Source organism: Roseobacter sp. HKCCD6576-2 (assembly GCF_013179285.1).
GTDB classification, from domain to species: domain Bacteria; phylum Pseudomonadota; class Alphaproteobacteria; order Rhodobacterales; family Rhodobacteraceae; genus Rhodophyticola; species Rhodophyticola oceani.
Genome location: NZ_WVNW01000001.1, coordinates 758470 through 784743, shown reverse-complemented (window position 1 = coordinate 784743; position 26274 = coordinate 758470). Strand labels below are relative to the sequence as shown.

27 protein-coding genes are annotated in these 26274 nt (G+C 60.4%); 6 read left to right on the top strand and 21 right to left on the bottom strand.

What is annotated here, in order from left to right:
* Positions 1 to 4 precede the first annotated feature (4 nt).
* The 3 genes from GTF44_RS03880 to pdeM all read left to right on the top strand — a co-directional run bounded on the left by GTF44_RS03880 (position 5) and on the right by pdeM (position 4598).
* A complete protein-coding gene (locus GTF44_RS03880; RefSeq protein ID WP_171557653.1) occupies positions 5 to 1327 on the top strand; it encodes an ATPase in 1323 nt (440 codons plus the stop codon).
* A gap of 136 nt (positions 1328 to 1463) precedes the next feature.
* Complete coding sequence (locus tag GTF44_RS03875) at positions 1464 to 3878, top strand: ligase-associated DNA damage response DEXH box helicase (RefSeq protein ID WP_171557652.1); 2415 nt, start codon at positions 1464 to 1466, stop codon at positions 3876 to 3878.
* Between the two features lie 57 nt (positions 3879 to 3935).
* Positions 3936 to 4598, top strand: a complete 663-nt coding sequence (pdeM, locus tag GTF44_RS03870; protein WP_171557651.1) for a ligase-associated DNA damage response endonuclease PdeM — start codon at positions 3936 to 3938, stop codon at positions 4596 to 4598.
* Here the strand turns inward: pdeM and GTF44_RS03865 are convergent.
* The gene (locus GTF44_RS03865) at positions 4595 to 5389 is read right to left on the bottom strand and encodes a LytTR family DNA-binding domain-containing protein (RefSeq protein WP_171557649.1); all 795 of its coding nucleotides are present in this window, start codon (positions 5387 to 5389) and stop codon (positions 4595 to 4597) included. The genes pdeM and GTF44_RS03865 overlap by 4 nt on opposite strands.
* Positions 5390 to 5481: 92 nt before the next feature.
* Between GTF44_RS03865 and GTF44_RS03860 the strand changes: the two genes are divergently transcribed.
* Positions 5482 to 5895: a PaaI family thioesterase gene (locus GTF44_RS03860; RefSeq protein WP_171557648.1), complete on the top strand. Its 414-nt coding sequence runs from the start codon at positions 5482 to 5484 to the stop codon at positions 5893 to 5895.
* 35 nt (positions 5896 to 5930) lie between these two features.
* On the opposite strand, the gene folD is transcribed toward GTF44_RS03860, so the two are convergent.
* From folD to ruvC, 16 genes are all read right to left on the bottom strand, one after another.
* Positions 5931 to 6830 carry a bifunctional methylenetetrahydrofolate dehydrogenase/methenyltetrahydrofolate cyclohydrolase FolD gene (folD, locus tag GTF44_RS03855; RefSeq protein ID WP_171557646.1) on the bottom strand — a complete coding sequence of 300 codons (900 nt, stop codon included), beginning with the start codon at positions 6828 to 6830 and terminating at the stop codon, positions 5931 to 5933.
* Position 6831: 1 nt separating this feature from the next.
* The gene (locus GTF44_RS03850; RefSeq protein WP_171557644.1) at positions 6832 to 8508 is read right to left on the bottom strand and encodes a formate--tetrahydrofolate ligase; all 1677 of its coding nucleotides are present in this window, start codon (positions 8506 to 8508) and stop codon (positions 6832 to 6834) included.
* Between the two features lie 366 nt (positions 8509 to 8874).
* Positions 8875 to 9480 (bottom strand): MOSC domain-containing protein, encoded by a 606-nt coding sequence (locus GTF44_RS03845; protein ID WP_171557643.1) that lies wholly within the window; start codon positions 9478 to 9480, stop codon positions 8875 to 8877.
* 98 nt (positions 9481 to 9578) lie between these two features.
* Positions 9579 to 11498, bottom strand: a complete 1920-nt coding sequence (ftsH, locus tag GTF44_RS03840) for an ATP-dependent zinc metalloprotease FtsH (protein WP_145211722.1) — start codon at positions 11496 to 11498, stop codon at positions 9579 to 9581.
* A 90-nt stretch (positions 11499 to 11588) separates the two neighbouring features.
* Positions 11589 to 12848: a tRNA lysidine(34) synthetase TilS gene (gene tilS / locus GTF44_RS03835; RefSeq protein ID WP_171557641.1), complete on the bottom strand. Its 1260-nt coding sequence runs from the start codon at positions 12846 to 12848 to the stop codon at positions 11589 to 11591.
* Positions 12845 to 13663: a tol-pal system protein YbgF gene (ybgF, locus tag GTF44_RS03830; RefSeq protein ID WP_171557639.1), complete on the bottom strand. Its 819-nt coding sequence runs from the start codon at positions 13661 to 13663 to the stop codon at positions 12845 to 12847. Before ybgF ends, tilS begins: the two co-directional genes overlap by 4 nt.
* A gap of 6 nt (positions 13664 to 13669) precedes the next feature.
* The gene (gene pal / locus GTF44_RS03825) at positions 13670 to 14164 is read right to left on the bottom strand and encodes a peptidoglycan-associated lipoprotein Pal (protein ID WP_171557638.1); all 495 of its coding nucleotides are present in this window, start codon (positions 14162 to 14164) and stop codon (positions 13670 to 13672) included.
* Between the two features lie 78 nt (positions 14165 to 14242).
* Positions 14243 to 15583 (bottom strand): Tol-Pal system beta propeller repeat protein TolB, encoded by a 1341-nt coding sequence (gene tolB, locus GTF44_RS03820; protein WP_171557636.1) that lies wholly within the window; start codon positions 15581 to 15583, stop codon positions 14243 to 14245.
* Positions 15580 to 16692: an energy transducer TonB gene (locus tag GTF44_RS03815; RefSeq protein ID WP_171557634.1), complete on the bottom strand. Its 1113-nt coding sequence runs from the start codon at positions 16690 to 16692 to the stop codon at positions 15580 to 15582. The genes tolB and GTF44_RS03815 overlap by 4 nt, the downstream gene beginning before the upstream one ends.
* 7 nt (positions 16693 to 16699) lie before the next feature.
* Entirely contained in the window at positions 16700 to 17173 is a 474-nt protein-coding gene (gene tolR, locus GTF44_RS03810) for a protein TolR (protein ID WP_171557632.1), read from the bottom strand.
* Complete coding sequence (gene tolQ, locus GTF44_RS03805) at positions 17173 to 17865, bottom strand: protein TolQ (protein ID WP_145211742.1); 693 nt, start codon at positions 17863 to 17865, stop codon at positions 17173 to 17175. Before tolQ ends, tolR begins: the two co-directional genes overlap by 1 nt.
* Before the next feature lie 113 nt (positions 17866 to 17978).
* Positions 17979 to 18392, bottom strand: coding sequence for a tol-pal system-associated acyl-CoA thioesterase (gene ybgC, locus GTF44_RS03800; RefSeq protein WP_171557631.1), 414 nt, complete (start codon positions 18390 to 18392; stop codon positions 17979 to 17981).
* Entirely contained in the window at positions 18389 to 19039 is a 651-nt protein-coding gene (locus GTF44_RS03795; RefSeq protein ID WP_253261143.1) for a DUF2927 domain-containing protein, read from the bottom strand. Before GTF44_RS03795 ends, ybgC begins: the two co-directional genes overlap by 4 nt.
* Before the next feature lie 43 nt (positions 19040 to 19082).
* On the bottom strand, positions 19083 to 20117 hold the full coding sequence (ruvB, locus tag GTF44_RS03790; RefSeq protein ID WP_171557629.1) for a Holliday junction branch migration DNA helicase RuvB: 1035 nt from the start codon (positions 20115 to 20117) through the stop codon (positions 19083 to 19085).
* 1 nt (position 20118) lies between these two features.
* The gene (gene ruvA / locus GTF44_RS03785; RefSeq protein ID WP_171557627.1) at positions 20119 to 20778 is read right to left on the bottom strand and encodes a Holliday junction branch migration protein RuvA; all 660 of its coding nucleotides are present in this window, start codon (positions 20776 to 20778) and stop codon (positions 20119 to 20121) included.
* Entirely contained in the window at positions 20775 to 21278 is a 504-nt protein-coding gene (gene ruvC, locus GTF44_RS03780; protein WP_171558599.1) for a crossover junction endodeoxyribonuclease RuvC, read from the bottom strand. The genes ruvA and ruvC overlap by 4 nt, the downstream gene beginning before the upstream one ends.
* A 336-nt stretch (positions 21279 to 21614) precedes the next feature.
* Here ruvC and GTF44_RS03775 point away from each other — a divergent pair, with 336 nt between their 5' ends.
* The gene (locus tag GTF44_RS03775) at positions 21615 to 21818 is read left to right on the top strand and encodes a DUF1127 domain-containing protein (protein WP_145211756.1); all 204 of its coding nucleotides are present in this window, start codon (positions 21615 to 21617) and stop codon (positions 21816 to 21818) included.
* Between the two features lie 76 nt (positions 21819 to 21894).
* On the opposite strand, the gene GTF44_RS03770 is transcribed toward GTF44_RS03775, so the two are convergent.
* The 3 genes from GTF44_RS03770 to GTF44_RS03760 all read right to left on the bottom strand — a co-directional run bounded on the left by GTF44_RS03770 (position 21895) and on the right by GTF44_RS03760 (position 24453).
* Positions 21895 to 22254, bottom strand: coding sequence for a hypothetical protein (locus tag GTF44_RS03770; protein ID WP_171557625.1), 360 nt, complete (start codon positions 22252 to 22254; stop codon positions 21895 to 21897).
* Positions 22255 to 22329: 75 nt separating this feature from the next.
* Entirely contained in the window at positions 22330 to 23196 is an 867-nt protein-coding gene (locus GTF44_RS03765) for a 50S ribosomal protein L11 methyltransferase (RefSeq protein ID WP_171557624.1), read from the bottom strand.
* A 9-nt stretch (positions 23197 to 23205) separates the two neighbouring features.
* The gene (locus tag GTF44_RS03760) at positions 23206 to 24453 is read right to left on the bottom strand and encodes an MFS transporter (RefSeq protein ID WP_171557622.1); all 1248 of its coding nucleotides are present in this window, start codon (positions 24451 to 24453) and stop codon (positions 23206 to 23208) included.
* Between the two features lie 84 nt (positions 24454 to 24537).
* Here GTF44_RS03760 and GTF44_RS03755 point away from each other — a divergent pair, with 84 nt between their 5' ends.
* Complete coding sequence (locus tag GTF44_RS03755) at positions 24538 to 25173, top strand: class I SAM-dependent methyltransferase (RefSeq protein ID WP_253261142.1); 636 nt, start codon at positions 24538 to 24540, stop codon at positions 25171 to 25173.
* Here the strand turns inward: GTF44_RS03755 and GTF44_RS03750 are convergent.
* Positions 25170 to 26198: an endonuclease/exonuclease/phosphatase family protein gene (locus tag GTF44_RS03750; protein ID WP_171557620.1), complete on the bottom strand. Its 1029-nt coding sequence runs from the start codon at positions 26196 to 26198 to the stop codon at positions 25170 to 25172. The two genes, GTF44_RS03755 and GTF44_RS03750, sit on opposite strands and share 4 nt — an antisense overlap.
* Positions 26199 to 26274: the final 76 nt, after the last annotated feature.

The following is a 26274-nucleotide window of genomic DNA, read 5'->3' as shown; positions in this document are numbered from 1 at the left end:
CGCTATGAATATTCAGACACCATCAAGCTCCGAAGGTTTTGCCCCCCCTGCCCTGCGCAAATTGGGGGATACAGGCCTTCCCATCGTGATGATGCGCGATATCCTGCTAAAGACCATCTTCCGCAAGAATGTGGAGACCGCGACGGAGATTTCCGAGGCGATCTGTCTGCCTCTGACCCTGACGCAAGGGTTGATCGATATGGCGCGCGATATGAGCCTTCTTCAAGCAACCGGAACCTTGCATGCGACGTCTGGCTCGGAGATGGGCTTTCAACTGACCGACAATGGCAAAGCCCGCGCCCTCGATGCATTGAGCCAGTCCGAATACTATGGCGCGATGCCAGTGCCATTGGATGACTACAAAATCCAGGTGAAGCGGCAGTCGATCCGAGACATCCACCTGACCCGCGACATGCTGGAAAAATCCATGGGTCATCTGATCCTGCCAGATGGCATGATCGATCAGCTTGGGCCTGCTGTCGGCTCTGGCCGCTCGGTCTTGCTCTACGGGCCGCCCGGCAACGGCAAATCCTCCATCGCTGAAGGCATCCGTTCCGCAATGGGCGACACGATCTATATTCCCCGCGCGCTGGCCTATGCCGGTCAGGTCATTACGCTCTTTGACCCGATCGTGCACACGCCGATCGAAGACACTGACGCGACAGCACATAGTAGCCTTCGTAAAGCGTCGGCCCGGTTTGACACGCGCTATCTGCTCTGCAAGCGCCCCACGGTGATGACCGGCGGCGAGTTGATGCTGAACATGCTGGATCTGAACTACAACGCCGTCAGCCGCACCTACCAGGCCAGCTTGCAGCTGAAATCCACCGGCGGCGTCTTCATCGTCGACGACCTTGGCCGCCAGGAGGAGCCGCCTCAGGCGCTGATCAACCGGTGGATTGTACCGATGGAGAACGCCTATGACATTCTCGCCCTCCAGTCGGGTGAGAAATTCGAAGTGCCGTTCGACACGCTTGTGATCTTCTCCACCAACTTCCACCCGAATGAATTGTTCGACCAAGCGGCGCTGCGCCGAATCTTCTTCAAGGTGAAGATTGATGGCCCGACGCAGGAGGAATTCCTGAAAGTCTTCGCCATGGTCGCACGCAAGAAGAAAGTGCCGCTAAACGAGGAAAGCCTCGTTCATATGCTGAAAGTGCGCTACCCGAAGATTAACAATGTCTATGCCAACTACCACGCGAACTTCCTGATCGATCAGTTGATTGCGATCTGCGAATTCGAGGGCATCCCATATCAGATGCGCCCCGATCTGATCGACCGCGCGTGGGAGAACATGTACGTCAAAGAGGAAGCCATTATCCACTGATCTGGCCCCTGTCGCTGCACCGGATGTGCTTAGATGAAGCTGCCGGGCCGCCTCCCCTCGTCGATGACGCCGCCTTGCGCCACCGTCACGTGCTAAAGGGGCTGACCGCCACGCGCCTACGCTTTATCTCTGTGGTATGACGGCGTTGCCCCCGAATATCACCGATTGGTTCACCAAACGCGGCTGGACCATTCATCCGCATCAACAGCAGATGTTGGAGCTCTCACGAGAGCCCTGCCAACTTCTCATCGCGCCTACGGGCGGCGGCAAAACCATGGCCGGGTTTCTGCCGACGCTGGCCGAATTGGCCGATGGCACCCATCAGGGTCTCCACACGCTCTATATCTCGCCGCTGAAAGCCCTGGCCGCAGATATCAAGCGCAACCTGCGCACGCCGGTGGATGAAATCGGCCTGCCGATCCGCATTGAAGACCGGACCGGGGACACGACCCAAACCCAAAGAAAACGTCAGCGGGCCGATCCGCCGCATATCCTGCTCACGACACCGGAAAGCCTGGCGCTTCTGACTTCTTACGAAGACGCGGGCCATATGTTCAACGACCTGCAACGGGTGATCGTCGATGAGATTCACGCCCTGGCGGAATCCAAGCGCGGTGATCAACTCATGCTGGCCTTGTCGCGCCTGTCCACTCTTGCGCCAGGACTCCGCCGGGTGGGCCTCTCGGCGACGGTTGAAGACCCGCCCGCCATCGCCCGCATTCTGGCCCGCCACCCAGATCCTTGTGCAATCCTCGAGGCCGATCCTGGCCCTGACCCCGACATCTCAATGTTGGAGACCGAGGAGCGCCCGCCCTGGTCCGGCGGCGGCGGACGCTATGCAATTCCGGCGGTTCTGGAGCAGGTCAGAGCCCATAAGACGACGCTGATCTTCCACAACACGCGCGCCCAGGCGGAGATCTTCTTTCACCACCTTTGGCTCGCCAATGAAGAGCACCTGCCAATCGGCATCCATCACGGCGCGCTCTCCCGTGAGCAGCGCGAGAAAGTCGAGGCCGCGATGGTTACCGGAGACTTGCGCGCCATTGTTTGTACCGGATCGCTCGATCTAGGGATCGACTGGGGGGACGTTGACTTGGTCATCCAGGTCGGCGCGCCGAAAAACGTCAAACGTCTGGTGCAGCGGATTGGCCGTGCCAATCACCGGTATAACGCGCCCTCCAAGGCGCTCATGGTGCCCGCGAATCGGTTTGAGGTCATTGAATGCGTCGCCGCACTGGAAGCCGCCCGGGACCATGATCTGGACGGCGATCCGAAAGGCGACGGCCCACTGGACGTCCTCTGCCAGCATATCTTGATCCGCGCCGCCGCAGGCCCGTTCGCCGCGGATGATCTCTATGCCGAGGTCACGTCAGCCGGCGCCTATGCCACCCTGCCGCGCGGCACTTTTGATCGCTGTCTGGATTTCTGCGCCACCGGCGGCTATGCGCTAAAGGCTTATGACCGCTGGCAAAAGCTGGTCCAACGCCCAGATGGACAGTGGCAATTGCGTGACCCCCGCGCGAGCCGACAGATCCGAATGAATATCGGCACTATTCTTGCCTCCGACAAGCTGAAGGTCCGCTTGAAACACGCGCGGGGCGGGATGCCTTTGGGGGAGGTCGAGGAGGATTTCGCTGCGACTTTGGTGAAGGGCGATACCTTTCTGATCGGTGGTCAGATCGTGCGGTATGAAGGCCTCCGCGAGATGACCATCGAGGTTACCCGAAGCCCATCGGACAAGCCCAAGGTCGCGGTCTTCATGGGCAGTAAATTCGCCACTTCCACCCAGTTATCCGACCGAATTCTGCGGATGTTCCGGCAAGAGGATTGGCCGACACTGCCGCAACACACACGCGACTGGCTCGCCCTACAACGAGAGGTCTCGCGCCTACCCGAGCGCGACCGTCTGCTGGTTGAAAGCTTCCCCCATGACGGGCGCGAACATGTCTGCGCCTATGGGTTTGCGGGCAAGAATGCGCAGCAGACCTTAGGCCTATTGCTGACCCAACGGATGGAGCAGGAAGGCCTGAACCCGCTTGGATTTGTCTCCACCGATTATGCAACCTTGATTTGGGGGCTGGACCCTTTGCCGGATGCCAAACCATTGTTTTCCCGTGAGACCCTCACAGAAACGATGGAGACCTGGCTCTCCGGCAACGCGGTGATGAAACGCACCTTCAAAGGTGCTGCAATCATCGCCGGGCTGATCGACCGCAACATGCCCGCTGGCAAACGCAAAACCGGACGGCAGGCGACGTTTTCGACGGATATCCTCTATGACACGCTCCGCAAATACGACCCCGACCACGTGATGCTCGAGATCACGAGGATCGAGGCGATGCGCGGCATGGTGGATTTCGGCCGAATTGACGGGATGCTCACGCGGATCGGCACCCGGATTGACCATGTAAAATTGCCGCGCATCACGCCGCTCGCGGCCCCGCTGTTTTTAGAAGTCGGAAAGATTGCGGTTAAGGGCCGCGCGGAGCAGCGGTTGGTCGAAGAGGAAGCGGCCCGCTTGATGGCAACTGCCGGTGTTCAAGCTCCTTAGCCCGTCAGAGAGATGTGAAGCTTGCAAGGCGCCGCCCGTCATGCCATCGAACGAAGCATGAACGAACTGGAGTTTACCTTTGCCGACGAGCGGCTGATGGCCCTTTCATCCGGGGCGCTTTGGTGGCCTGCGGCCCGCATTCTCTGTGTCTCAGATCTGCATTTGGGTAAGTCCGAACGGATGGCCCGTCGCGGCGGGCCGATGTTGCCGCCTTACGAGGTCCAGGATACCCTGATGCGCCTTGAAGCCGATTTGGCGACCACGACAGCCGAAACGGTAATCTGCCTCGGCGACAGTTTCGACGATTTGGCCGCAGCCGACGCTCTACATAGCGAGATGGTCACCTGGTTGACGAAGCTGATGGCGAGGCGACGCTGGATCTGGATTGAGGGCAATCACGATGCCGGACCTGTCGACCTCGGCGGCAGTCACCTTGCGCATTACCGGCACGGACCCCTTCAGTTCCGCCATATTGCTGAGGCTGGGCAAGACGGCGAAATCTCTGGGCATTACCACCCCAAAGCGAAGCTTCCGACCCGCGCGCGGCGTGTCACGCGCCCTTGTTTCTTGGTTGATGATCAGCGGGTGATCATGCCCGCCTATGGCACATATACCGGCGGCCTTCACAGCGATGACAGTGCCTTGACGGCCCTGATGCAGCCCGAGGCGCATGCCATCTTGCTGACCACACCACCGCTCCGCGTGGCAATGCCGCGTTAGACCTGAAACCCATGTTCGGTCAGCGCGGGCTGATGGGCTTGGCTCACCGGGACCCGGTGTCCATCGGACAGAATGACAAAGACGCGTCGGCCCGTTTGCTCCACCGCCACAATCGCATCCAAAGCCACCCAATGAGACCTGTGGACACGGACGCCCTCATACCCATCCAACTCAGCCAAGGCATCGGAGAAGCGCATCAGAATGCGCTCCTGCCCGAGATGGGTGGCAACATCGAGATAGTGACCATCCGCAGAAACATGCACCAAATCCTTGCCCAATTCATCTGGCAAACGCCGCAAAAAAACGACATCCGGCACTTCGGGCGGGGGCGATAAAATTTCCGCGTCGACTGGTTCGGATTGAAGGTAAACTCGGATCAAAACCACGATCATGCAAACCGCAAAAACAACAAGAACATGCTTCCCAAGACTTGGCAGATCTGCGCGAGGCAAATTGTAGAGAAAGTGGTTATAGAACCAGATCATTGGCCCAAGCATCAGCGCGACAACACCGCTTGTGACCATATCAATTAAGAAAGGGTCGCCCCCGACAACCCTGGAAGTCAAGCATCTGACCCAAAAAGATAAAAACACCGACACGCCAATCATAATGCCCCAATAGATTGCCCGTTCAGGCAATGACATTGAGAGATACGTGCCGAATGGCCCAACAAGTGTGGCCAAGACAGTCATGGCCACAAATGAAGAAAACGCAGGCGACCCGATTATCCGAATCATCCTAAAGCGCAGATCAGATAATTTGGTCTGCATTTGTCCCAGCTCGTTACACAAACAATTGCGGTTTCTTTGCTCCGCTAATGGTTAACATGATAAGGAAAGTTTCGGGGGTGTGTAGGCCTTTAGGATAGAAAGATGCATAATTGATGGACGACGTCGAAAATCGCATTGCCAAGAGCTTTGCCAGCCAAGGCCTTATGCGGAGCTTGGACGCGCGGTTAGAGCATGTGTCCGAAGGGCGTGTGACAATCTCCGCGCCCATCACGGAAGCCAGCAATCAGCAGCACGGGTTTGCCCATGCGGGCCTCACTTTCGCGATTGGCGACAGCGCATCGGGCTATGCCGCGCTGACCCAAATGGAGCCGGATGCCGAGGTTTTGACCGTGGAAATGAAGATCAACCTCATCGCACCCGGCGACGGGGTGCGGCTTTGGGCGCATGGCGAAGTGGTGAAACCCGGGCGTCGCCTGCTCATCACTCGGGCAACGGTCGAGGTGGAACGTGCCGATGGCAGCCGCCGCGACATCGCACTTTTGCAGGGCACGATGATCCCGGTCTGAAGCGCTGGTCTCCGCCCGAGCCCCAGGCCCGAGGTTTAAGCAGTCAAGCCTTCGGGTTCCGGTAACCCATTGGCGCGGCAACACGCCGTGAGTGTGTTGGCCAGCAGGCAAGCGATGGTCATCGGCCCGACGCCGCCGGGAACCGGCGTGATCGCTCCGGCAACTTCTGCTGCTGACGCGAACTCCACATCTCCGATCAGCCGTGTCTTGCCGGGCTTCTCAGGGTGCGGCACCCGGGTGATGCCGACATCAATCACTGTGGCGCCGGGCTTCACCCAATCGCCCTTGACCATTTCCGCGCGGCCGACCGCCGCCACCAGGATATCGGCACCGCGACAGACCTCGGCCAGGTCCTTGGTGCGGGAATGCGCGATGGTGACGGTGCAATTCTCGCGCAGCAAAAGCTGCGCCATCGGTTTGCCGAATAGGTTCGAGCGCCCCACCACCACGGCATTCAGCCCCGTCATATCGCCAATCTGATCACGCAGCAGCATCAGGCACCCCAAAGGCGTGCAGCTGACCAGCGCGTCTTCCCCGGTGGAGAGCCGCCCGGCATTGGTCACGCTCAACCCGTCGACATCCTTGGACGGGTCGATCCGCGCCACTGTGCGCCGCTCATCCAGATGATCGGGCACCGGGAACTGGCACAACACGCCGTGCACCGAAGGGTCGGCATTCAGCTGGTCGATCAGGGCAAACAAATCGGCCTCGGACGTATCGGCGGGCAGCTTGTGCTCAAACGAGGCCATACCGACTTCGACGGTCTGCTTGTGTTTGTGGTGCACATAGACCTGGCTGGCCGGATCCTCGCCCACCAGAACCACGGCCAGACCAGGGGTCAGGCCATGGTCGGATTTCAGGCCCGCGACATGCTCCGCAACTTGGGCGCGGACATTCGCGGCAAAGGCCTTTCCGTCGATAATCGTCGCGCTCATCTCAGAACAGCCCCTCGATATTGCCCATATCGTTCAGCATGATCTGCTCAGCCGAGGGCACACGTGGCAGACCCGGCATGGTCATGATCTCGCCGCAGATCGCGACGATGAAGCCCGCACCGGCGCTCAACCGCACTTCACGCACCGGCACCGAATGGCCCGTAGGCGCACCGCGCAGATTGGGGTCGGTGGAGAAGCTATATTGCGTCTTCGCCATGCAGACCGGCAGATCGCCATAGCCTGCGTCTTCCCAGGCTTTCAGCTGATCCCGGATCTTCTTATCGGCCAGCACCTCATCGGCGCGATAAATCCGCTTGGCGATGGTCTCGATCTTCTCGAACAGCGGCATCTCATCGCGATAGAGGGGGGCGAATTGCGACGCCCCGCTTTCGGCCAGTTCCACCACCTTATGGGCCAGGTCTTCGGTTCCGGCGGAACCATCGGCCCAGTGTTTGCACAGCACAGCCTCAGAGCCTTGCGTCTCCACATAAGCCTGCACGGCGGCCACTTCGGCCTCGGTATCACCGGCGAAATGGTTGATCGCGACCACGACGGGCACACCGAAACTTTTCACATTGCCGATATGACGACCGAGGTTCGCGCAGCCAGCCTCAACCGCCTCCACATTCTCAGCACCAAGATCGGCCTTCGCCACGCCGCCATTCATCTTCATCGCCCGAACAGTGGCCACCAGCACCACCGCATCCGGCGCAATGCCCGCTTTCCGGCATTTGATGTTCATGAATTTCTCGGCACCCAGATCGGCGCCAAAGCCAGCTTCGGTCACGACATAATCGGCGATTTTGAGCGCCGTCGTCGTTGCGATGACGGAGTTACAGCCATGGGCGATATTGGCAAATGGCCCGCCATGCACAAAGGCGGGGTTGTTCTCCAAGGTCTGCACCAGGTTCGGCTGCATCGCATCTTTGAGCAGTACCGTCATCGCGCCATCGGCTTTGATATCGCGCGCATAGATTGGCTTCCGCTCGCGGGTATAGGCCACGATGATATCGCCAAGGCGTTTCTGCAAGTCTTCCAGACCGGTGGCGAGGCACAGGATCGCCATGACTTCCGACGCCACGGTGATGTCAAACCCGGTTTGACGCGGGAAACCATTGGCCACGCCGCCCAGGGATGTCACGGTATCGCGAAGCGCCCGGTCATTCATATCCATGACGCGACGCCACGTGACCCGGCGCTCATCAATCTCCAGCGCATTGCCCCAATAGATGTGGTTGTCGATCATCGCTGAGAGCAGGTTATGCGCCGACGTGATCGCATGAAAATCACCCGTGAAGTGCAGGTTCATCTCTTCCATCGGAACGACCTGAGCATAGCCACCCCCTGCGGCCCCACCTTTCATCCCGAAGCAGGGCCCGAGCGAGGCCTCACGGATACAGATCGCGGCTTTCTTGCCGATCCGGTTCAGGCCGTCGCCAAGGCCCACAGTCGTGGTCGTCTTACCCTCCCCTGCCGGGGTCGGGTTGATCGCGGTCACCAAGATCAGCTTGCCGTTTTCGCGACCCTGCACACCATCGATAAAGTCTTGGCTGAGTTTCGCTTTGTCATGGCCATAGGGCAGCAGATCATCGGACGGGATGCCCAGTTTCTCGCCAATCTCCTGGATCGGACGTTTCTTCGCTTCGCGTGCGATTTCGATGTCAGTTTTGAAAGCCATTTTGAGTGGTCCCCGTCACGGTCTTTGGGTGATGTCTCCTTCGCCTATAGCGTCTATGGATCACATGAACAGGGGCATTTCCGACATTTCCGACCTTCGCGCCGTCAGATTCCCGAAACGGTGGCGCTTCGGGCCTGTCTTCCTTGGCCTTATGGCCCATGAGTCCAATCGCAACAAATTGTAATGGCACATGCATCACAGCGCGTTGGACCTCCCTCAAGCTTTCTTTGAACCATTTCTCGCACCGGACGGTCTTACCCATAGCGAATGAGGGAGAAATGTGATGTCAGCACCGATGATCTTGATGCAAGGTGGCTTCGTCGCGGGTCTGGTTTTGGGCCTCCTCGTGGCGCTCATGGCCTGATCTTATCGATCCGCCGCCCGCGCTTTGTCGAGATGTGGCCAGACCGGCTGATCCGGCACATGTAAGCGCAGGGTCTCGCCAAGCTGAAGCGTGCCTTCCCGCTCGACCCAAGCGGTCACACCTCGCCGATTGACAGCTGCCGGTTTGAACGCCTTTCCGAAGCCAGGTTCATGGGCCTCGATCACCTTAGCGGGTAAGCTACAGGGCCGGTTTTCCATATCCACCACGAGGGTTGTGCCGTTCTCGCCTTGGAGGCGCGAGGATGGCGGGATATGGGTGAAATCCGGGATACCCTCGACCACGACGGAGGCGCCAAGCCAAGCGGGATGAAGGCGCTCCACACCCATTTCTACCGCAATCGCGGCCAACTCCTCCGCAGAAAGGATCGACACTTGCCGGACATTCCGGATTTCCGTGCCACGCTCATATTGCGCCAGAACGCGGCTGTCGGAGGGACGCGTCAAACCAGCGTGGCTCTCAACCTCATATCCCGCGAAGGTCAGCGGCATGGCGGTCAACGCCTTGCTTTCCAGGGCCGCCTCGCGGTCAGCATTATGACCGAGCCAGGTGATCTTGGCGGTGAATTCTGTTGGGATCAGGGCGGGCATCGCAACTTCTCCACTCTCCTATTCATGGCGTTACATCGCGTTGCATATCAAAAAAACCCGGCAGAAATGCCGGGTTTTTCACATGAGGGTTGTGGCTATTACGCCGTGGGCTCTGGCTCCAAGCCGCCATCGCCTGTTGGCTTGGCCTTCGGCTTGGTCTTCGGAATGGCCGTAACCGACGGCGCATTGCCGGCATCCGAACTGGCATCATCGTCATCGCCCGTATGCGGCGGCTCGCCTTTGATCACCCGCTGAATCTCTTCGCCGGTCAGGGTCTCATATTCCAAGAGGCCTTGCGCCAGACGCTCAAACTCCTCGGTTTTCTCGTCGAGGATTTGTTTGGCTGTGACATAGCCTTCATCGATCAGGCGTTTGACCTCCTGCTCGATCAACTCCTTGGTCTCCGACGAGATCGAGAAGCCGCCCGCACCATTGCCCATATAGCCTTCATGGGCTTGCTGGTAATCAATGTTGCCGACCTTGTCCGACATACCCCATCGGAGAACCATCGCGCGCGCCAGAGAGCTGGCCTGCTGGATGTCACCCGCCGGGCCGTTAGAGACATTCTCTTCGCCGTACTTGATGATCTCGGCGGCTTTCCCTGCCATGGTCATCGCGAGCTTCTGCTCACATTCCGACTTGTGCCAGTTCAGACGGTCAATCTCAGGCAGGCTGACCACCATGCCCAAAGCGCCACCGCGCGGGATGATCGTCGCCTTATAGACCGGGTCACATTTCGGCAGGCTGAGGCCCACAATCGCGTGGCCGGCCTCATGATAGGCGGTCTTTTCCTTCTGCTCGTCGGTCATCACCATCGAGCGGCGTTCGGCGCCCATCATCACCTTGTCTTTGGCGTTCTCGAAATCTTCCATCGTGACGAAGCGACGACCAACCCGTGCGGCCATCAGAGCCGCCTCGTTGACCAGGTTGGCCAAATCAGCGCCCGAGAAGCCAGGCGTGCCCCGCGCGATGATGCGGAGGTCCACATCGGGCCCAAGCGGCACTTTGCGCGCATGAACGCCGAGGATTTTGTCGCGGCCTTTGATGTCGGGGTTCGGAACCTGCACCTGACGGTCGAACCGGCCCGGGCGCAGAAGCGCAGGGTCCAACACGTCGCGCCGGTTGGTCGCGGCCAGGATGATCACACCCTCATTGGCCTCAAACCCGTCCATCTCGACCAGAAGCTGGTTCAAGGTCTGTTCGCGTTCGTCATTGCCGCCGCCGTAACCTGCGCCGCGATGGCGACCAACAGCGTCGATCTCGTCGATGAAAACGATACAAGGCGCGTTTTTCTTCGCCTGTTCGAACATGTCACGAACGCGTGAGGCCCCAACACCGACAAACATTTCGACGAAATCGGACCCGGAAATGGTGAAGAACGGTACGCCCGCCTCGCCCGCAATCGCACGCGCCAAGAGGGTTTTACCGGTGCCCGGAGGGCCGACCAAAAGCGCGCCCTTGGGGATTTTGCCGCCGAGCCGCGAGAACTTCTGCGGATTCCTCAAGAACTCCACAATCTCTTCCAGCTCTTCCTTGGCTTCGTCAATGCCGGCAACATCGTCAAAGGTCACGCGACCGGATTTTTCGGTGAGCAGTTTGGCCTTCGACTTGCCAAAACCCATCGCCCCACCGCGGCCACCGCCCTGCATCCGGTTCATGAAGAAAATCCAGATCCCGATCAGGACCAGGACCGGCAGCCAGAGGGACAACACACTGAGAAAGCCGGATTGTTCCTGAGGCGTCGCCTCAATCCGAACGTCATTCTCCAAAAGCGTGTTGGTCAGATCATCATCGCCCGGGCGGACCGTGGAATAGGTGCCGTCGCCCGTGGTGAATTGCACATTCTCGCCATCAATCGTGACCGAGACCACGCCGCCATTTTCAACCTGCTGGATGAAGTCGGAATAGGCGACCCCCTGCTGGTTGACGTTGGACTGACCGCCCGAGAATAGGTTGAACAGAGCAAGGATCAGTAGAAATAGAATGACCCAAAAAGCGATATTTCTCGCGTTGCCCAAGTGATATCTCCTTACATCAGCGCAGGCACAAGGGGGGCGGAAAGGCCCGCGCCCGGCACAAACCGTAAGATAGACATGCCTGGGCCAACTTCAATGCGATAATATAGTGTGGTGGAAGCGCGCCTGTCGCGCATAGGTCGGCTGGCAAAGCGCCGCGTGCCAAAGATTTGGCGCGGCAACCAAGGTCTCGCCACTCCATATGCCGGGATAGGAGGTGAGAGCCGCATGGGGCAGCCCTTCTGGGCGGTCGATTTGGCTGGCCCCCTCCGCCCCCAAAGCGCGGATATGGCAGCCCTGCAGCCGCGTGCCGCGCATCTGCCAGCGATTGTCCCAGAGCGCTTGCCCGTCGGCGGGGCACTCAAGCGCGGCAACGGCCACCAATTCGCGGGAGAGGATGATATGGTCGGTCGTCACGGTGATCTGCCCGCCGTGAAGGGTGCTGCCTTTGCCGATCTGCGCGCCATCCAAGCTGCTTTCCAACGCGCTCAGGCGGGGGCGGTAAGCGGCCGAGGCCAAGCACTGCAACCCATGAGCCATAAGGCGCAGTTGCGTTTCGCGTTCCGTCGCGGCGAAACCCGGTCGGTCAAACATGATGACGCCCGGCAACGGCTCGGTCGCCAGACGAGCTGCGGCCTCCGCCGTCCGCGCTTCAAGCGCTTTGCGGGCCCGAGCAAGCTGTTGCGCGGTTTCCGCGAGCCGGTCGGTGGTCAGGCCCAACGGCCCAAGCACATCCAGCGCCTGACGCATCCGCACCCGGTCAAATTGCGGATCTTCATTGGAGGGGTCGTTCAGCCAGGTCATCCGCCGCGCGCTCAGCTCATCCCGCAAGGTCTGGCGGCGCTCCGCCAAAAGTGGGCGGAGGACGCGCATACCGCCTATCTCAGCGGTCTCCGCCATCGCTGCCAATCCATCCACGCCAGAACCGCGCGCCAAGCGCATCAGAAAGGTTTCCGCCAGATCATCGCGCGTATGGCCCAACAGCACCGTCATCTCGGGGTGATGATCCGCCACCCAATCCGCGATCAACCGATACCGCGCGGCCCGCGCCTGCGCCTGCAGATTGCCCTGCCCGTCCCACTGCCAGGGCAATGTGACGTGCGCGGCGCCTTGTTCTGCCGCCCGCGCCGCAACCCAAGCCGCCTCCTCCGCGCTGCCGTCGCGAAGGCCGTGGTCAACTGTGATCGCAATAATCTTCGAAGCCTCGACGCCTTGGGCTTGGGCCCAGTCAACCGTCAACGCTAGGAGCGCCAGAGAATCGCCGCCGCCAGAAACCGCGACACCCAATGCCGCTGGTTTCTGCCCCGCCGATAGACGTGACAGCGTCGCGGCGAAGCGGGCTTCTAAGCTCAAGAGCAGCCGAGATTGGTCATGGCCGAGCGGGCGTTGAGCACCGCCGGACTACCGGGATAACGCAATTCAACCTCGGCCAGGGTCAGACAGGCCTCTTCGGTTTGGCCCAACTGACCCAGGCTGGTGCCCAATCTGGTCAGGCTTTCCGGCGCACGCGGCGCATCTGGTGCGCCCGAGAAACTGTCGAGATAGGCGCGGGCCGCCGCACTCCAGTTTTCCTGCGCCGCTTCGGCCTCGCCACGGAAGAAATGCGCCTCCGCACTGAGCGGACCACCGGGATAGGTTTGGGTGAACGCGGTAAAGAGGTCCGCCGCCTCGGAATAACTGCCAGCGTCCAAAGCGGCCTGGGCCCGATCAAAATCGGTTTGCTCACCCACGGCCAACGCTGCGCCGCCACCCGCCTGAACCGGCGGTGTGATCGGCCCGGCAACGGGCTCTTCACCGCCGAGGCTGGGCGTGTCTCCCAGATCGGCAATATCGCAGCCTTCTTCCAACTCGCAGAGGCGGAACTCCAAATCGCCGACGCGGTTGGTGCCATCGCGCACAACACGATCTACCCGAAGCTGCAGCTCTTCGGTCAGGCTCGTCAAACGGCGCAACTCTGCCTCAATCGCATCGACCCGCTGAAGCGTGCCGCCGACCCCGCCGCTGCCGAGCGGTGCGCCGGTTGTGTTCAATTCGCCGCGCAAACGCTGCAACTCAACATAGAGAACTGACAATTCCTGCCGGATATCAGCAAGGGTTTCTGCCCGATCCTGCGCTTGAACAGCAACCGGCAGGATCAAGGCGACCGAGAGAAACAGCGCGCGCCACATCTGGGTTTAGACCCCCGCGCCGGCGGCAATCACGCTGACCGCGCGGCGGTTCTGGCGATAGCAGCTCTCGTTCGAACAAATCTCCAACGGACGCTCTTTGCCGTAGCTGATCGTGCGCAGCCGATTGGCCGCAACGCCTTGGCTGATCAGATATTCCTGCACCGCGTTGGCACGGCGCGCGCCGAGCGCGAGGTTGTACTCCCGCGTGCCTTGTTCATCGGCATGGCCTTCGATTAAGGCAGTGTATTCCGTATTGGTCAAAAGCCATTGCGCCTGACCGGCGAGGATCGATTGCGCCTCTGGCGACAGGCTCGATTGATCCACGGCGAACAGCACGCGGTCGCCCACGACCTGGTTGAAGTAAGCGGGTGATCTGGGGTCCGATGCGGCCCCCTGATTGGCGTTGAGGTCGACGGTGTTGCCACCGCCAAGCCCACCTTGGGCGCAGGCGGAAAGGCCCAGAACCGCCATCAGAAGGGCGGATTTTGCGATCATGTTCATTTTGCTCGTTCCTCGTATCGAAGGCGCTTTTGCGGCGCAGGGTAACATGGGCGGGGCCGTCTGCAAATCACATCCCGACTATGGCAAGCGTGGGGACCAAGATGGATCGGACGCCATGCCAGGTGTTGCGACGCGCTGTAGGTTCCGGCCGGAGATATCCACCGAATAAAGCGCCGGTGCCCCATCGGTCCCTGCCGTTTCGCGCGTGAACATGATCACGCGGCCATTGGGTGCCCAGGTCGGCCCCTCATCCAGAAAAGAGGCCGTGAGCAGCCGCTCTTCAGAGCCGTCCGTGCGCATCACGCCGATATGGAACCGCCCTGCATTTTGAAATGTGAAGGCAATCAAGTCGCCGCGCGGCGACCAGACCGGTGTGCCATAGCGGCCGGTTGTTCCTTGGCTAACCCGGCGGGCTTCGCCGCCGCTGGCTGGCATGACATAGATTTGCTGCCGCCCAGAACGGTCAGATTCGAAGACGATCTGCGAGCCATCCGGCGAGAAACTGGGCGCAGTTTCGATCGACGGCGCTTGGGTCAGGCGGGTCCGCTGACCGGTGTTCAGATCCAAGATATAGATGTCGGTATTGCCGCCGGAGGACTCCGAATAAACCACCCGGTTGCCATCCGGCGAGAAGCGCGGCGCAAAACTCATCGTGTCGGGCAATGCATCCAGCGGCCGACGCTGCACCGTCGCCACATCCATCAAATAGACCCGCGGAAAGCCGCTTTCATAACTCGTATAGATGACCCGGTCGCCATTCGGCGAGAAGCGCGGGGCGAGCACGATGGCGCGGCTATCGGTCAAATACTGCACATTTGCGCCGTCGTAATCCATGACAGCCAACCGTTTCAGACGCGCGTTTTTCGGGCCGGATTCCGAGATGAAGGCCACCCGCGTATCGAAATAGCCGGTCTCGCCCGTGATCCTCTCATAGACCTGATCGGCCACGTTATGAGCCATACGCCGCCAGCTTTCAGGCGATCCGACAAATTGCAGGCCTTCGCCAAGCGGCTCATCGGCGAAGACATCGAAAAGGCGGAAGCGGACGACAAGCTGACCATTGGCCGTCTGTTCGACCGAGCCGGTGATCAGGGCTTGCGCATTGATCGCTTTCCAATCGGCATATTGGACCGGGCTGTCGAAGCTGGTGATCGTGGAGATATGAGCGGAGGCCGGGATCTCCCGGAAGAGGCCCGTGCCTCTGAGATCGGCGGAGATCACCCGAGTGATGTCTTGCGCCACATCCGAGGCGGCGGCGTTCTCCGCGATGAAGGTTGGGGCCGCGAAGGGCAACGGCTCGATCACCCCTTCGGTGATTTCAATCCTGAGGGGGCCGGGACTCGTCTGAGCCACAGCGGGCGCAAAAAGGCCAGCAATCAAAAGGGCCAGAACGGCCACGGGGATCAGAAAACGGGTCATCTCAACCTCATTCCTTCGGGGTTAAATACCATTTCAACGCTGCGCCAATGGTCATAGCTCTCTTCGGGCAGGTCAAAACCATTGGAGCCACAGCGGATAATTGCGCGGCGGGCCGCCTCAAACGCTTGGCGGGCGGCGGCATCGGAGCCACCAACCGACTCGATCAGGCGGATTGTTCCATTTTCTGGGCGACCGTCACGGGCCATCTCCACACCAACGGTGACGGTTGTTTGCAGCGCTTCGGAGGAAAGCGAGCCGACATTCCAGCATTGCTGCACGGCAATGCGGAACCCATCCCGCTGCCCGGCGGTGAGCGGCGGGCCAGAGGGTTGCGCAGGCGCGGTATTGGCATCGGCCACAGCATCGGCGATGGCGGCGGCCAGCGGGTCTTCCTCAGCTGGCGCAGGTGTTTCGGGTGTCTCGGGCGCGGGTGCCGCCGTTTCGACAACCGGGGCAGGTCGATTAGGCCGAGCGCTCGGGCGGACCGAGGCTTGCGGCGCGGCACTGCCCAAAGATGGCTCTTCGGCCTCAGTGACGATCTCGGTGGTCGCTTCTTCCGGCGCGGTCGGTGTGACGTCCTCGGCGGGCGTTTCGGATGGCTCGGGATTGGTCGGTTGCTCCACCACCTCGGGCGCGGTTTCGACCTCGGGGGCAGGCACCGGCGCGGGTTGCGGCGCAACGCGCGGCGCTTCTTGTGGTGTCGGCGTCTCTGATGGCGCGGCCGTGGGGTCCCCTTGGGGTGGGGTCGGCAAAGCCGCGACCTCATCGGTCACATCGGCTTGGGGCGTGTCCAGTTCCGATACATCCGGCGTTGTCTCGGTCTCCGGTGTCGCCGCGGCCTCGGGTTGTGTGACGTCAGGCGCGGGCGTCTCCGCCTCCGGCGCCACTGGCGTTTCGATCTCCGGCGTCGGTTGCAACACCTCAGGCGCCTCCGACACTGTCGGCGTCACAGGCCGCGCAGTCAGGGCCTCGAACTCGGATGTGCTCACGATGCTCACACCGGTCACCTCAAACGGAACCGGATCGCTCTGCCGGACGATCCCGCCAATTGCCACCCAGACGATGATACCGGCATGAATGCCAGCCGAGGCGTAGAGAGATCGGCGCATCGCCACCTCACCCCTCGGACCCATCAAGCGCGGGGCCGCCCGCATCTGTGACCAAGCCGATCTCTCGGAACCCGCCTGCGTTGAGCGCGCCCATGACCTGCATCACCTGCTCATAAGGAATGGCCCCATCGGCCCGCAGGAACACTTGGTTGCTGTCCCGCTCGGCGGCGATGGCTTGCAAGCGCGGGATCAGATCAGACAGCGCCACTTCGGTCGTCTGGATCAAGACCCGACCATCGGCCGCCAACGTGATCGAAAGTGGCTCCTCCTCATCCCCCGGCAACGCCTCCGCCGCCGTTTCCGGCAGTTCCACCGGCACACCAACCGTCATCAGCGGCGCAGCCACCATGAAGATGATCAAAAGGCAGAGCATCACGTCCACAAAGGGCGTGACATTGATCTCGGACATCGGCTTAGACCGGCCAGACCGGCGGCCCCGTCTCCGGCCGCCGCCCGATTTCGTTGCGACCTGAGCGCCCATCAGTCGAGCTGCCGCGATAGAAGGGTGGAGAACTCATCGGCAAAGCCTTCATAACCGCCGATCAACCGATCCGCGTCGGACGAAAGCTTGTTGTAGAAAATCACCGCCGGAATCGCGGCGAGAAGGCCCAGACCCGTCGCGAGCAGCGCTTCGGCGATACCGGGCGCCACCACGGCCAGCGATGTGTTGCCCGAAGCTGCGATCTCCTGAAACGAGCGCATGATGCCCCAGACCGTGCCGAACAGGCCCACAAAGGGCGCGGTGGCCCCAGTGGTGGCGAGGAAGTTCAGCCCCGATGTAAGGCGCTCATTCTCCCGCGCAATCGCCACATCCATGGACCGATCGACCCGCTGCTGCACCCCCGGGATCAACGCCCCATCATCACGCAGGGATCGCCGCCATTCGGTCATACCCGCCACAAACACCCGTTCCGAGGCGCTGCGCGGTGCATCGGCGACCTGATCATAGAGCTCATCAAGCGGCTCCCCCGACCAAAACGCCGCATCAAACGCCGCCGCATTGCCACGCGCCCGGCGATAAAGTGCATATTTCGAAAAGGTAATTGCCCAAACCCAGACCGAGGCCACCATCAGGGCCACCATCACCAATTGAACCGTTAAAGTTGCGCGAAAGAAAAGCGCCAGAAGGGTAAAATCCGCCTCCTGCGCCATGCCTAGCGTCTCAGCTTCCATTGCCTGCTCTTCCTGCCTTGCCCCAGCCCATCTTCGGGCGCGATTGTCAAAATTTGCGCCTCATTAAGGCCGCATATTAACAACTTGTAAGGGGGAACACCAACGATTGTGCGTCACTGGCTCGTGAGGGCCGAAATTGTTTCAAGCTTTTGGCGAATATCCGCCGGAAGACGGGTCGCGCGGCCCTCTCGGCCAATGCAGACAACACTGACGCGGGCCTCAAACAGCAGTTGATCGCCGCGAAACACCTTCTGCGGCATGTCAAACCGCGCCCCTTTGAGACGATCAAGCGTGGTTTCGACCAACAATTCATCGTCGTAATGCGCCGCCGCAAGATAATCGGCTTCGACCCGGCGCACCGCAAAGACCACGCCACGCTCACGCTTCATTTCAAGCTGATCAATCCCCGCTTCGCGGACCATCTCGGACCGCGCGCGTTCGATGAATTTGAAGTAATTGGCGTAGTAGACGAGGCCCGCCAGGTCGGTATCTTCATAGTACACGCGGATCGGCCAATGATGGATCATTGTAGGTCTCCAAGACGCGCCGTCAGACGCAAGGCGTGAGACGGGTCCTGCGCCATCGCGGGCATCACCGGATCATATGCAGCGCGGATCACTGCCGCGATCTCTGGCTTCAACACCGCCGGCCCCCCTTCGGTTAGGACCGCGAGCGGCGAGGTGCCAAGAAACGCCGTGTCAGACCAGAGCAGGATGGTCTGCACCATCTGGCTGAGCGCGATGGTCTCCGCGGCGGCCTCCTGCATCGCCCGATCCATGCGAATAAAGACAAACGCCGCTTTGATCGTTCCCAACTCATCAAAACGGAAGCTTCGGTATTGATTGGCATCCGCCTGCTGCAGCCGCCCAACCAAAGGCGCCAGATCAGGGATTAGCCGGTCGAGATTGGGTGTGTCCGTCAACTCCGACCATTCGCGAAGGAAAAACACCATGAGGTTCGCGCCCAATTCTGGGTCGGTTTCGGCCATCTGGTGCCCGGCCAAAGCGACAACCGCCTCGATGGCGCCTTTGAAAACCGACACCGTCGCGACATCGACACCAAACACCACCGGCGCAATCGGCCGGCCCCAACGGGCAAAGAGATATTGCCCATCCGCCCGCGTAAAAAGCGCTTCAACCTGTTCAGGCACCATGCGCCCCGAGGTGTCCGTCATGAGCTTCTCTGCTTCATAAATATCCCCGCCGGAGGCTCCCAAGCTATCCCTCAAACAAATCGCTCTGATCCGGGCGCGTCGGGGCCGCCAGTCCCAGATGGGTCCACCCCTTTCGCGCCAGAACCCGCCCCCGCGGGGTCCGCGCGATCAAGCCTTGCTGCAACAGGTAGGGTTCAATGACCTCCTCAATCGCATCCCGGCTTTCAGAGAGCGCCGCAGAGAGCGTCTCCGCCCCCACCGGACCACCGCCATAATTTTCTGCCATCAACCGCAGATAGCGCCGGTCCGCCCCGTCAAGCCCGAGGTGATCGACACCCAAACGGGTAAGCGCACTATCGGCGATCGTCCGCGTCAAAGTCCCATCGCCTTCAACCAACGCAAAATCCACAACCCGGCGGAGCAACCGCCCGGCGATGCGCGGCGTGCCGCGCGCGCGGCGGGCGATTTCCAACGTGCCGTCCGGCTCTGCCGCGATATCTAGAAGCCGCGCGCCTCTGGTGACGATCTCATGCAGTTCGGGCACCGTGTAGAATTGCAACCGTGTCGGAATGCCGAACCGGTCCCGTAAGGGCGTGGTCAGCAGACCGAGCCGTGTCGTCGCACCGACCAGCGTGAAAGGCTGTAACTCGATCCGCACCGTGCGCGCAGCCGGGCCCTCACCAATCACCAAATCCAGTTCGAAATCTTCCAGTGCCGGATAAAGCACCTCTTCCACCGCCGGGTTCAGCCGATGGATCTCGTCAATGAAGAGCACATCGCGCGGCTCAAGATTGGTCAGGATCGCAGCCAAATCGCCCGCGCGAGCCAGAACCGGGCCGGATGTCATCCGGAAATTCACGCCCAATTCGCGCGCCATGATCTGCGCCAATGTCGTCTTGCCCAAGCCGGGCGGCCCATGGAACAGCACGTGATCCATCGCCTCGCCCCGACGCCGCGCGCTTTCGATGAAGACCGCAAGATTGGCCCGCGCCTCTTCCTGCCCGATAAACTCCGATAGCGCCTGCGGGCGCAACGCTCGATCAGGGCTATCCTCGCCAGGAAGTGCGTCCGCGCGGAGGGTCGGGTCGGGTTCGGTCATCTCATTCCTTCGGCGCCAAGAGACGCAGCGCGGCACGGATCAAAGCGGGCGTCTCCGCCTCAGGGGCCTCCCCGGCGGCGGTCGCCACAGCGCTTGCGGCTTCGGATGGGGCATAGCCGAGGTTTTGCAGCGCGGAAAGGGCTTCGGCTTGCGCCGATGCGCTGCTGACCGGTCGGGGTGTCGCAGGCGCTGTTGTTTCGATTACTTGCACGGGCGCATCGCCAAGCGCCTCATGCACAGTGCCGCCAAGCGCCATCGTCGCGGGCGCTTTGTCTTTCAACTCATTGACCACCCGCTGCGCGATTTTCGGCCCCACGCCCGGCGCAGTCTTGACCGCACCCCAATCGCCAATCGCAATCGCCCGGGCGATGCCTTCCGCGCCAAGCGTGCCCAGAATTGCCATCGAGGCCTTGGCCCCAATCCCTTGAACCGAAATCAAAAGCCGATGCCATTCGCGCTCATAAAGCGTGAGAAAACCGAAGAGTTGCAGCAAATCCTCCCGCACCAACAGTTCGGTATAAAGGGCGGCCATCTCCCCGGCGTGTGGCAAAGCGGCCAAGGTGCGCTCGGAACAATGCACGGTGTAGCCGACGCCATTCACGTCCAAAAGCACATGATCCGGCGCCCGATAATCGACGCGCCCGGTGAGTTTGCCGATCATGATGCGGCCTTCACGGCATCTGCCAAGCGGCCTGCGGTCTGCGCATGAAATGCGTGACAAATCGCAATGGCCAGCGCGTCGGCCGCATCTGGCCCGTTTGGTGCGCAGCCAGGAAGCTGCAGCCGCACCATATGGTCGATCTGCCGCTTATCGGCATGGCCAACACCGACAACCGTCTTCTTCACGGCATTCGGCGCATATTCGGCCACAGCGATCCCGAATTGCGCCGGGACCAACATCGCGATGCCCCGCGCCTGACCCAGTTTCAACGTCCCGGCACCGTCTCGGTTCACAAAGGTCTGCTCGACAGCAGCATGGGTTGGTTGATGCAGCGCAAGGATATCCGTGAGTTGCTGATGAAGAGAGAGCAACCGTGCCGCAAGATCGCTACCCGCGCTCTGACATTGCCCGTTGGCCACGTGACTGAGTCGCGATCCATCGACCGAGATGACCCCCCAGCCCAGAGATCGAAGCCCCGGATCAATTCCAATTATCCGTATCACCGCCCGTCACCGCCTGTTTTGCGTCTTTTTTGCATCACTAGCACGAAAGGCGAACATTGACCAGCGCCAGACAAAAGCGACACGAGAAATGTCGCTTTTTGAGGCAGGCGTTCAAAACACGCCTGAAATCGCCCTTAGGTAGATCAAAACCGACACCCGCAAGCCGCATTTTGACCCTATTTTCCAAGGCGTTTCCGGCCATTCAAGATATGCACAAATTGCATGCGTCCCATGCAAAAAAAGATGCTTGTTTGGGCGCTTCGGTCGCCCTAATTGCGGATCAAGAGCAACCGCTCGACACCCCATTACACGAGCTCGGAAAGGACGACTCAGATGGCTATTATTACGAACCGCCCGCTTGGCGCTGGTTTCAGCGCTGTCACTCTCATCGCCGGACTCGTTGCCAAGATTACGAGCTGGAACGACGCCCGCGTGACCCGCGCGAGCCTGTCGCGGCTGTCGGATCGCGAGTTGGACGATTTGGGCCTGGTGCGCGGCGACATCGACGACATCGCAGCTGGCACCTTCCGCCGCTAAATGAACGACAAAACCTGCCAAAGGCCGCCTGGACTAAGTCCCGGCGGCCTTTTTCATGGACCGAGTTAAATGATCGCTATGGCTGGCGGATGAACGTGACCAATACCGCGTATTGCTCGGACACCCAAAGCGATGCCTGGTCTGGCAACAAAACCCTGGCGGCAGCCTGATCCACGGCGGACCCGGTCAGCATGCGGTCGACACGAGAGGTATAGTCTTCCTGACCCAGGTGATAGATCAGGAACCCCTTGACCAGAAAGGCACAAACCAGCCCAGAGATCAGCGCGCGAAACGGGAATCGGAACCGTAGACGTCTCCGCGTGCGTGGCACGACAAGACCATCTTCATTGATGGTAAACGTCTCGGGGATTCGATTCGCGTAATTGCGCTCGATCCGGTTAACCCGGTGATTAAAAAGTCGAATTTGATGACTCATAAGAGGCAACCCGTATTACGTGTTGCCCCCACCTTTCACCAAATTAGCAGAAACTGTGGCAGAATGCCAGATTTTTCAATGACCTAACGTCAACGTGGCCCAGTCGCCAAGCTCGGCCCGGCGGATCAACGAGAAACCGGCCTCAACATAGGCGGCGATGACGTCATCAGCCTGTGCGATAAGGAGCCCCGAGAGGATCACCCGCCCGCCCTTGGCGGAGTGTTGTGCCATCGCTGGAGCAAGGTCGATTAACGGCCCCTTGAGGATATTGGCGAAAATAAGATCAAACGGTGCTTTTTCAGACAATTCACGGTGCTCAAACCCCGCCGCTTCGACGCAGATGACGCGGTCGGTGAGCCCATTGGCGGCTGCATTGGCGCGCGCCACATCGACAGCCACTTGGTCGATATCACTGGCCAAAACGATTTCAGGCCAGGTCTTGGCCGCCGCGAGCGCCAAAACGGCGGTGCCGCAGCCAATATCAACCGTGTTATGCGCCACGAACCCTTCCGAAATCAGCGCATCCAAGGCCTCCAAGCAGCCTTGTGTGGTGCCGTGATGCCCGGTGCCAAACGCCATCGCCGCCTCGATCAACAGCCCGACAGCATCGTCAGGCAGCTTGTCGGCGTCGTGGCTCCCATAGACGAAGAAACGTCCAGCGGTGACCGGATGCAACTCGCGCCGCACTTCGGCGACCCAATCGGTCTCTGGCAGTTCCGAAACGGCGAAGTCTTTCGCGCCATGCGCCGCAGCCAGAAGCGCCAGTGCCACGCCATCCGGCGGCGCCTCGAAATAGCCGCCGACCTCCCAGAGGCCGGAGCCGTCTTCCATCTCAAACACACCCACGCCGGTCGGATTTGGCTCCAAACCCTCAAGCGCCTCGCCCAAAGCTTCGGCGGCCTCTTTGCGGGGCAAAGTGGTCAACGCGGTATATGTCGGCATGGGCGGTCCTTACTCTGCGGCAGTGGGGGCCGGGCGGAGAAAGACTGTCTCATTCCCCGGCTCGGGATGCCGCGGGATTAACGTGGAGAGGGCCAAAGACACAAGGGCCATCGCCGCAGCCAAGACAAAGACCGACATCGGCGAACTGAGCCAGAGATATCCCAGCCCGGCGGGCAAGAAGACCGCCGCGATATGGTTGATCGTGAAAGCCACAGCCGCAGTTGGGGCAATATCCCCCGGGGCGGCAATCTTCTGAAAATAGGTTTTGATCGCCAGTGCCAGCGAAAAGAAGATGTGGTTCACCACATAGAGCGAGGCCGCCATCCAGGGCCCCCAGTCAAAATGGTACAGCCCGGCATAGAGCACGAAGACGACGCTCAGCCCGGCATATTCAAAGATCAGCGCCGCGCGCTCTCCAAAGAAGGACACAGCCCGCCCCAGAAGCGGCGCCACGATCATGTTGATCAAGAGCGTCGCCATGAAGAGCGCCGTGATCTGGTGCACCTCATAGCCATAGCGTTCGACCATCATGAATCCCGCAAAGACCACGAAGATTTGCCGCCGCGCACCAGACATGAATTGCAGCGCGTAATAGAGCCAATAGCGGCGGCGCAGGATCATCTTCTTGGTCTGTGGGTTCGGGCTTTCGAACTGCGGATAGATCGCGAGGCAGAGAAGACCGATCGCCGCCGTCACACCGCCCGCCAACCAATAGACCAACTCATAGCTCAGGTCATATGCCCGCCATGTCAGCACGATCAGCAGATAGGCCAGGAGCGTCGCGCCCGAGCCGACCGAGAGCAGCCAGCCAAGCGTTTGTGGTGCTTTCTTCTTGTCGATCCATTGCAGCTGGAGCGACTGGTTGACGGTCTCGTAATAGTGGAAGCCGATCGAACTGAGCAGGGTGATGAAGAGCAGCCCGCCAAGCGTTGGGAATTGTGCCGTCAGCGCGGTGGCCACCCCAAGCAAAACCAGCGAGATCAGGCCCAGAACCTGCTCGCGAATGAAAATGATCAGGAAGATCACGCCGATAGCCAGAAACCCGGGAATTTCCCGAACCGTATGAAGCCAGCCGATATCGGAGCCGTCAAAACCGGCCACTTCGATGACGAAATTGTTCAGAAGTGCGGACCAAGTCGCAAAAGCCACGGGCATGGCGAAAGCCATCACCACTAGCAATGCCACAGGCCGCCGCCATAGGGGCAGCGCGCGCGATTGATCAATCGTCATGCTGTTGAGGGTATCACCGAGGGCCATAGCGGCCTCCTATCGCAGAAATTGGAGAATGGCGAGAGCGAACGCCCGCTGTTCCGCGCAGATCGAATGTGGCAGGCTGCACAGATGAGCCAGACAAACGCCTCTTCCCACGACGATTTGACCGGGCGGTATGACCGCGCCGCCGGATCCTGGGGCGATAAGATGCGCACGCTTGGCTATTACGACGCCTATCTTGGGTTCCTCTCCTCCCGCATCCCCCGACCAGACGCTCGGGCACAGGTTTTGGATGTCGGCTGCGGCACGGGGGCTTTTGCGGAGGCCTGGGCCGCGATTCATGGGCCTGCATCCGAGATCACGCTTCTTGATCCCTCCGCGCCAATGCTCGACCGTGCCGAGGCCGCGCTGATGCGCCGGGATATCGTGCCGGATCGGGCGCAGGTGATGCTGGGCAGCTACCGGCCCCCTGCCCTGTTTGATCACCTCCTGGCGGCACATATCATCGAACACTGCGATGATCCCGCCGCTGCTTTGGCCGAAATGCGCGCGCTGGTGCGACCGGGTGGATGCCTCTGGCTGGCCGCCTCAAAACCGCATTGGTGCAATGCGATCATCTGGCTGCAATGGCGGCACCGGACCTTCCAACCCGATGAAATCGCCGAATTGCTTGCGGCATCCGGTTGGCAATTGGGGGCGGAATACGCCTTCCCCGCTGGCCCGCCATCGCGGACCAGCCGGGGCTATCTTGCCCGCGCGATCTAGCCGCGTTCCGGCTTCCATTTGAAATTGACCTGAACGACGCCATGATCGTTGGTGCCGCTTTCTTTGTGGTCGTCCCGGTTCAGATGATCGTTTTCGACCACCATTTCATCAAAGGCCCAAAGCCGCTTTTTCGAATTGTCGTAGAACTGCTCCGAAAACAGAATGTGATCCAGGCTTTCCCGCTGCTTCTTGAAAACATGGGTGTAATAGACATCACGGGTTGAGCGGTATTCTTGAATGGTCTGCGCCGTATAAAGCGCATTGCCACCGCCGCCCCGCGACAAAGGCGATAAATAAGACGGTTGCTCACTGAGGATGTTCAGTGTGTTGCTGGCTTTGCCGTCATTCATATCGCCCAGCACCACGACGGGCGTGTCACTGTCTTTGGCAATCTTGGTGATCAACACCCTCAGCGCGGTGGCCTCCGCTGTCCGCCGGATGGTGGACAACGCATAGCCAAGCGCGGTGCTGTGGTCTCCATGCACATCGCGATCATACCAATCCCGCTCCCGCCAAACCTGATGCGGGCGGCGTGATTTGAAATGGCAGACGAACACCTCAATCGCGGGTGTATCGTCATGGGGTTTGACGCGCAGATGCATGACAGGCCGCGAAAAGCTGTTGAGATTGACCGAGATGTCGGATTGTTGCGGATCATCACCAGAGGATTTGAGAACCATCTCTTCCGGAAAATCGGTGATCCATTCCGGATCGCCCACGACCATATCGCTCCGGACCACGGCGGCGCAGACAATGCGGTTGCCCGGATGCCCCGGCGGCGTCAGGGCCACGAAATCATCCGCAAGCCCCGCCGCCTCGATGGCATCCTTCAACGCCTCGGGGGCCCAAAGCTCTTGGATACCGACAACATCGGCCGAGAGGCGGGCCAGCATATCACCGGTGAATGCGATCTTCCGGTCATAGACCTCTTGCGGCCAGCCATCTCTATCGCCGTAAATGGCTTCGCCCGGCGTTTGAAGATTGAGCAGGTTAAAAGACGCAAAAGAAATGTCGCGTGCAGTCATGTCTAATACTCCAAATACGAAAATATATTCAGGTATCGTACAGGAAAACCGCTTTTCATGACATGGTGGTGACGAT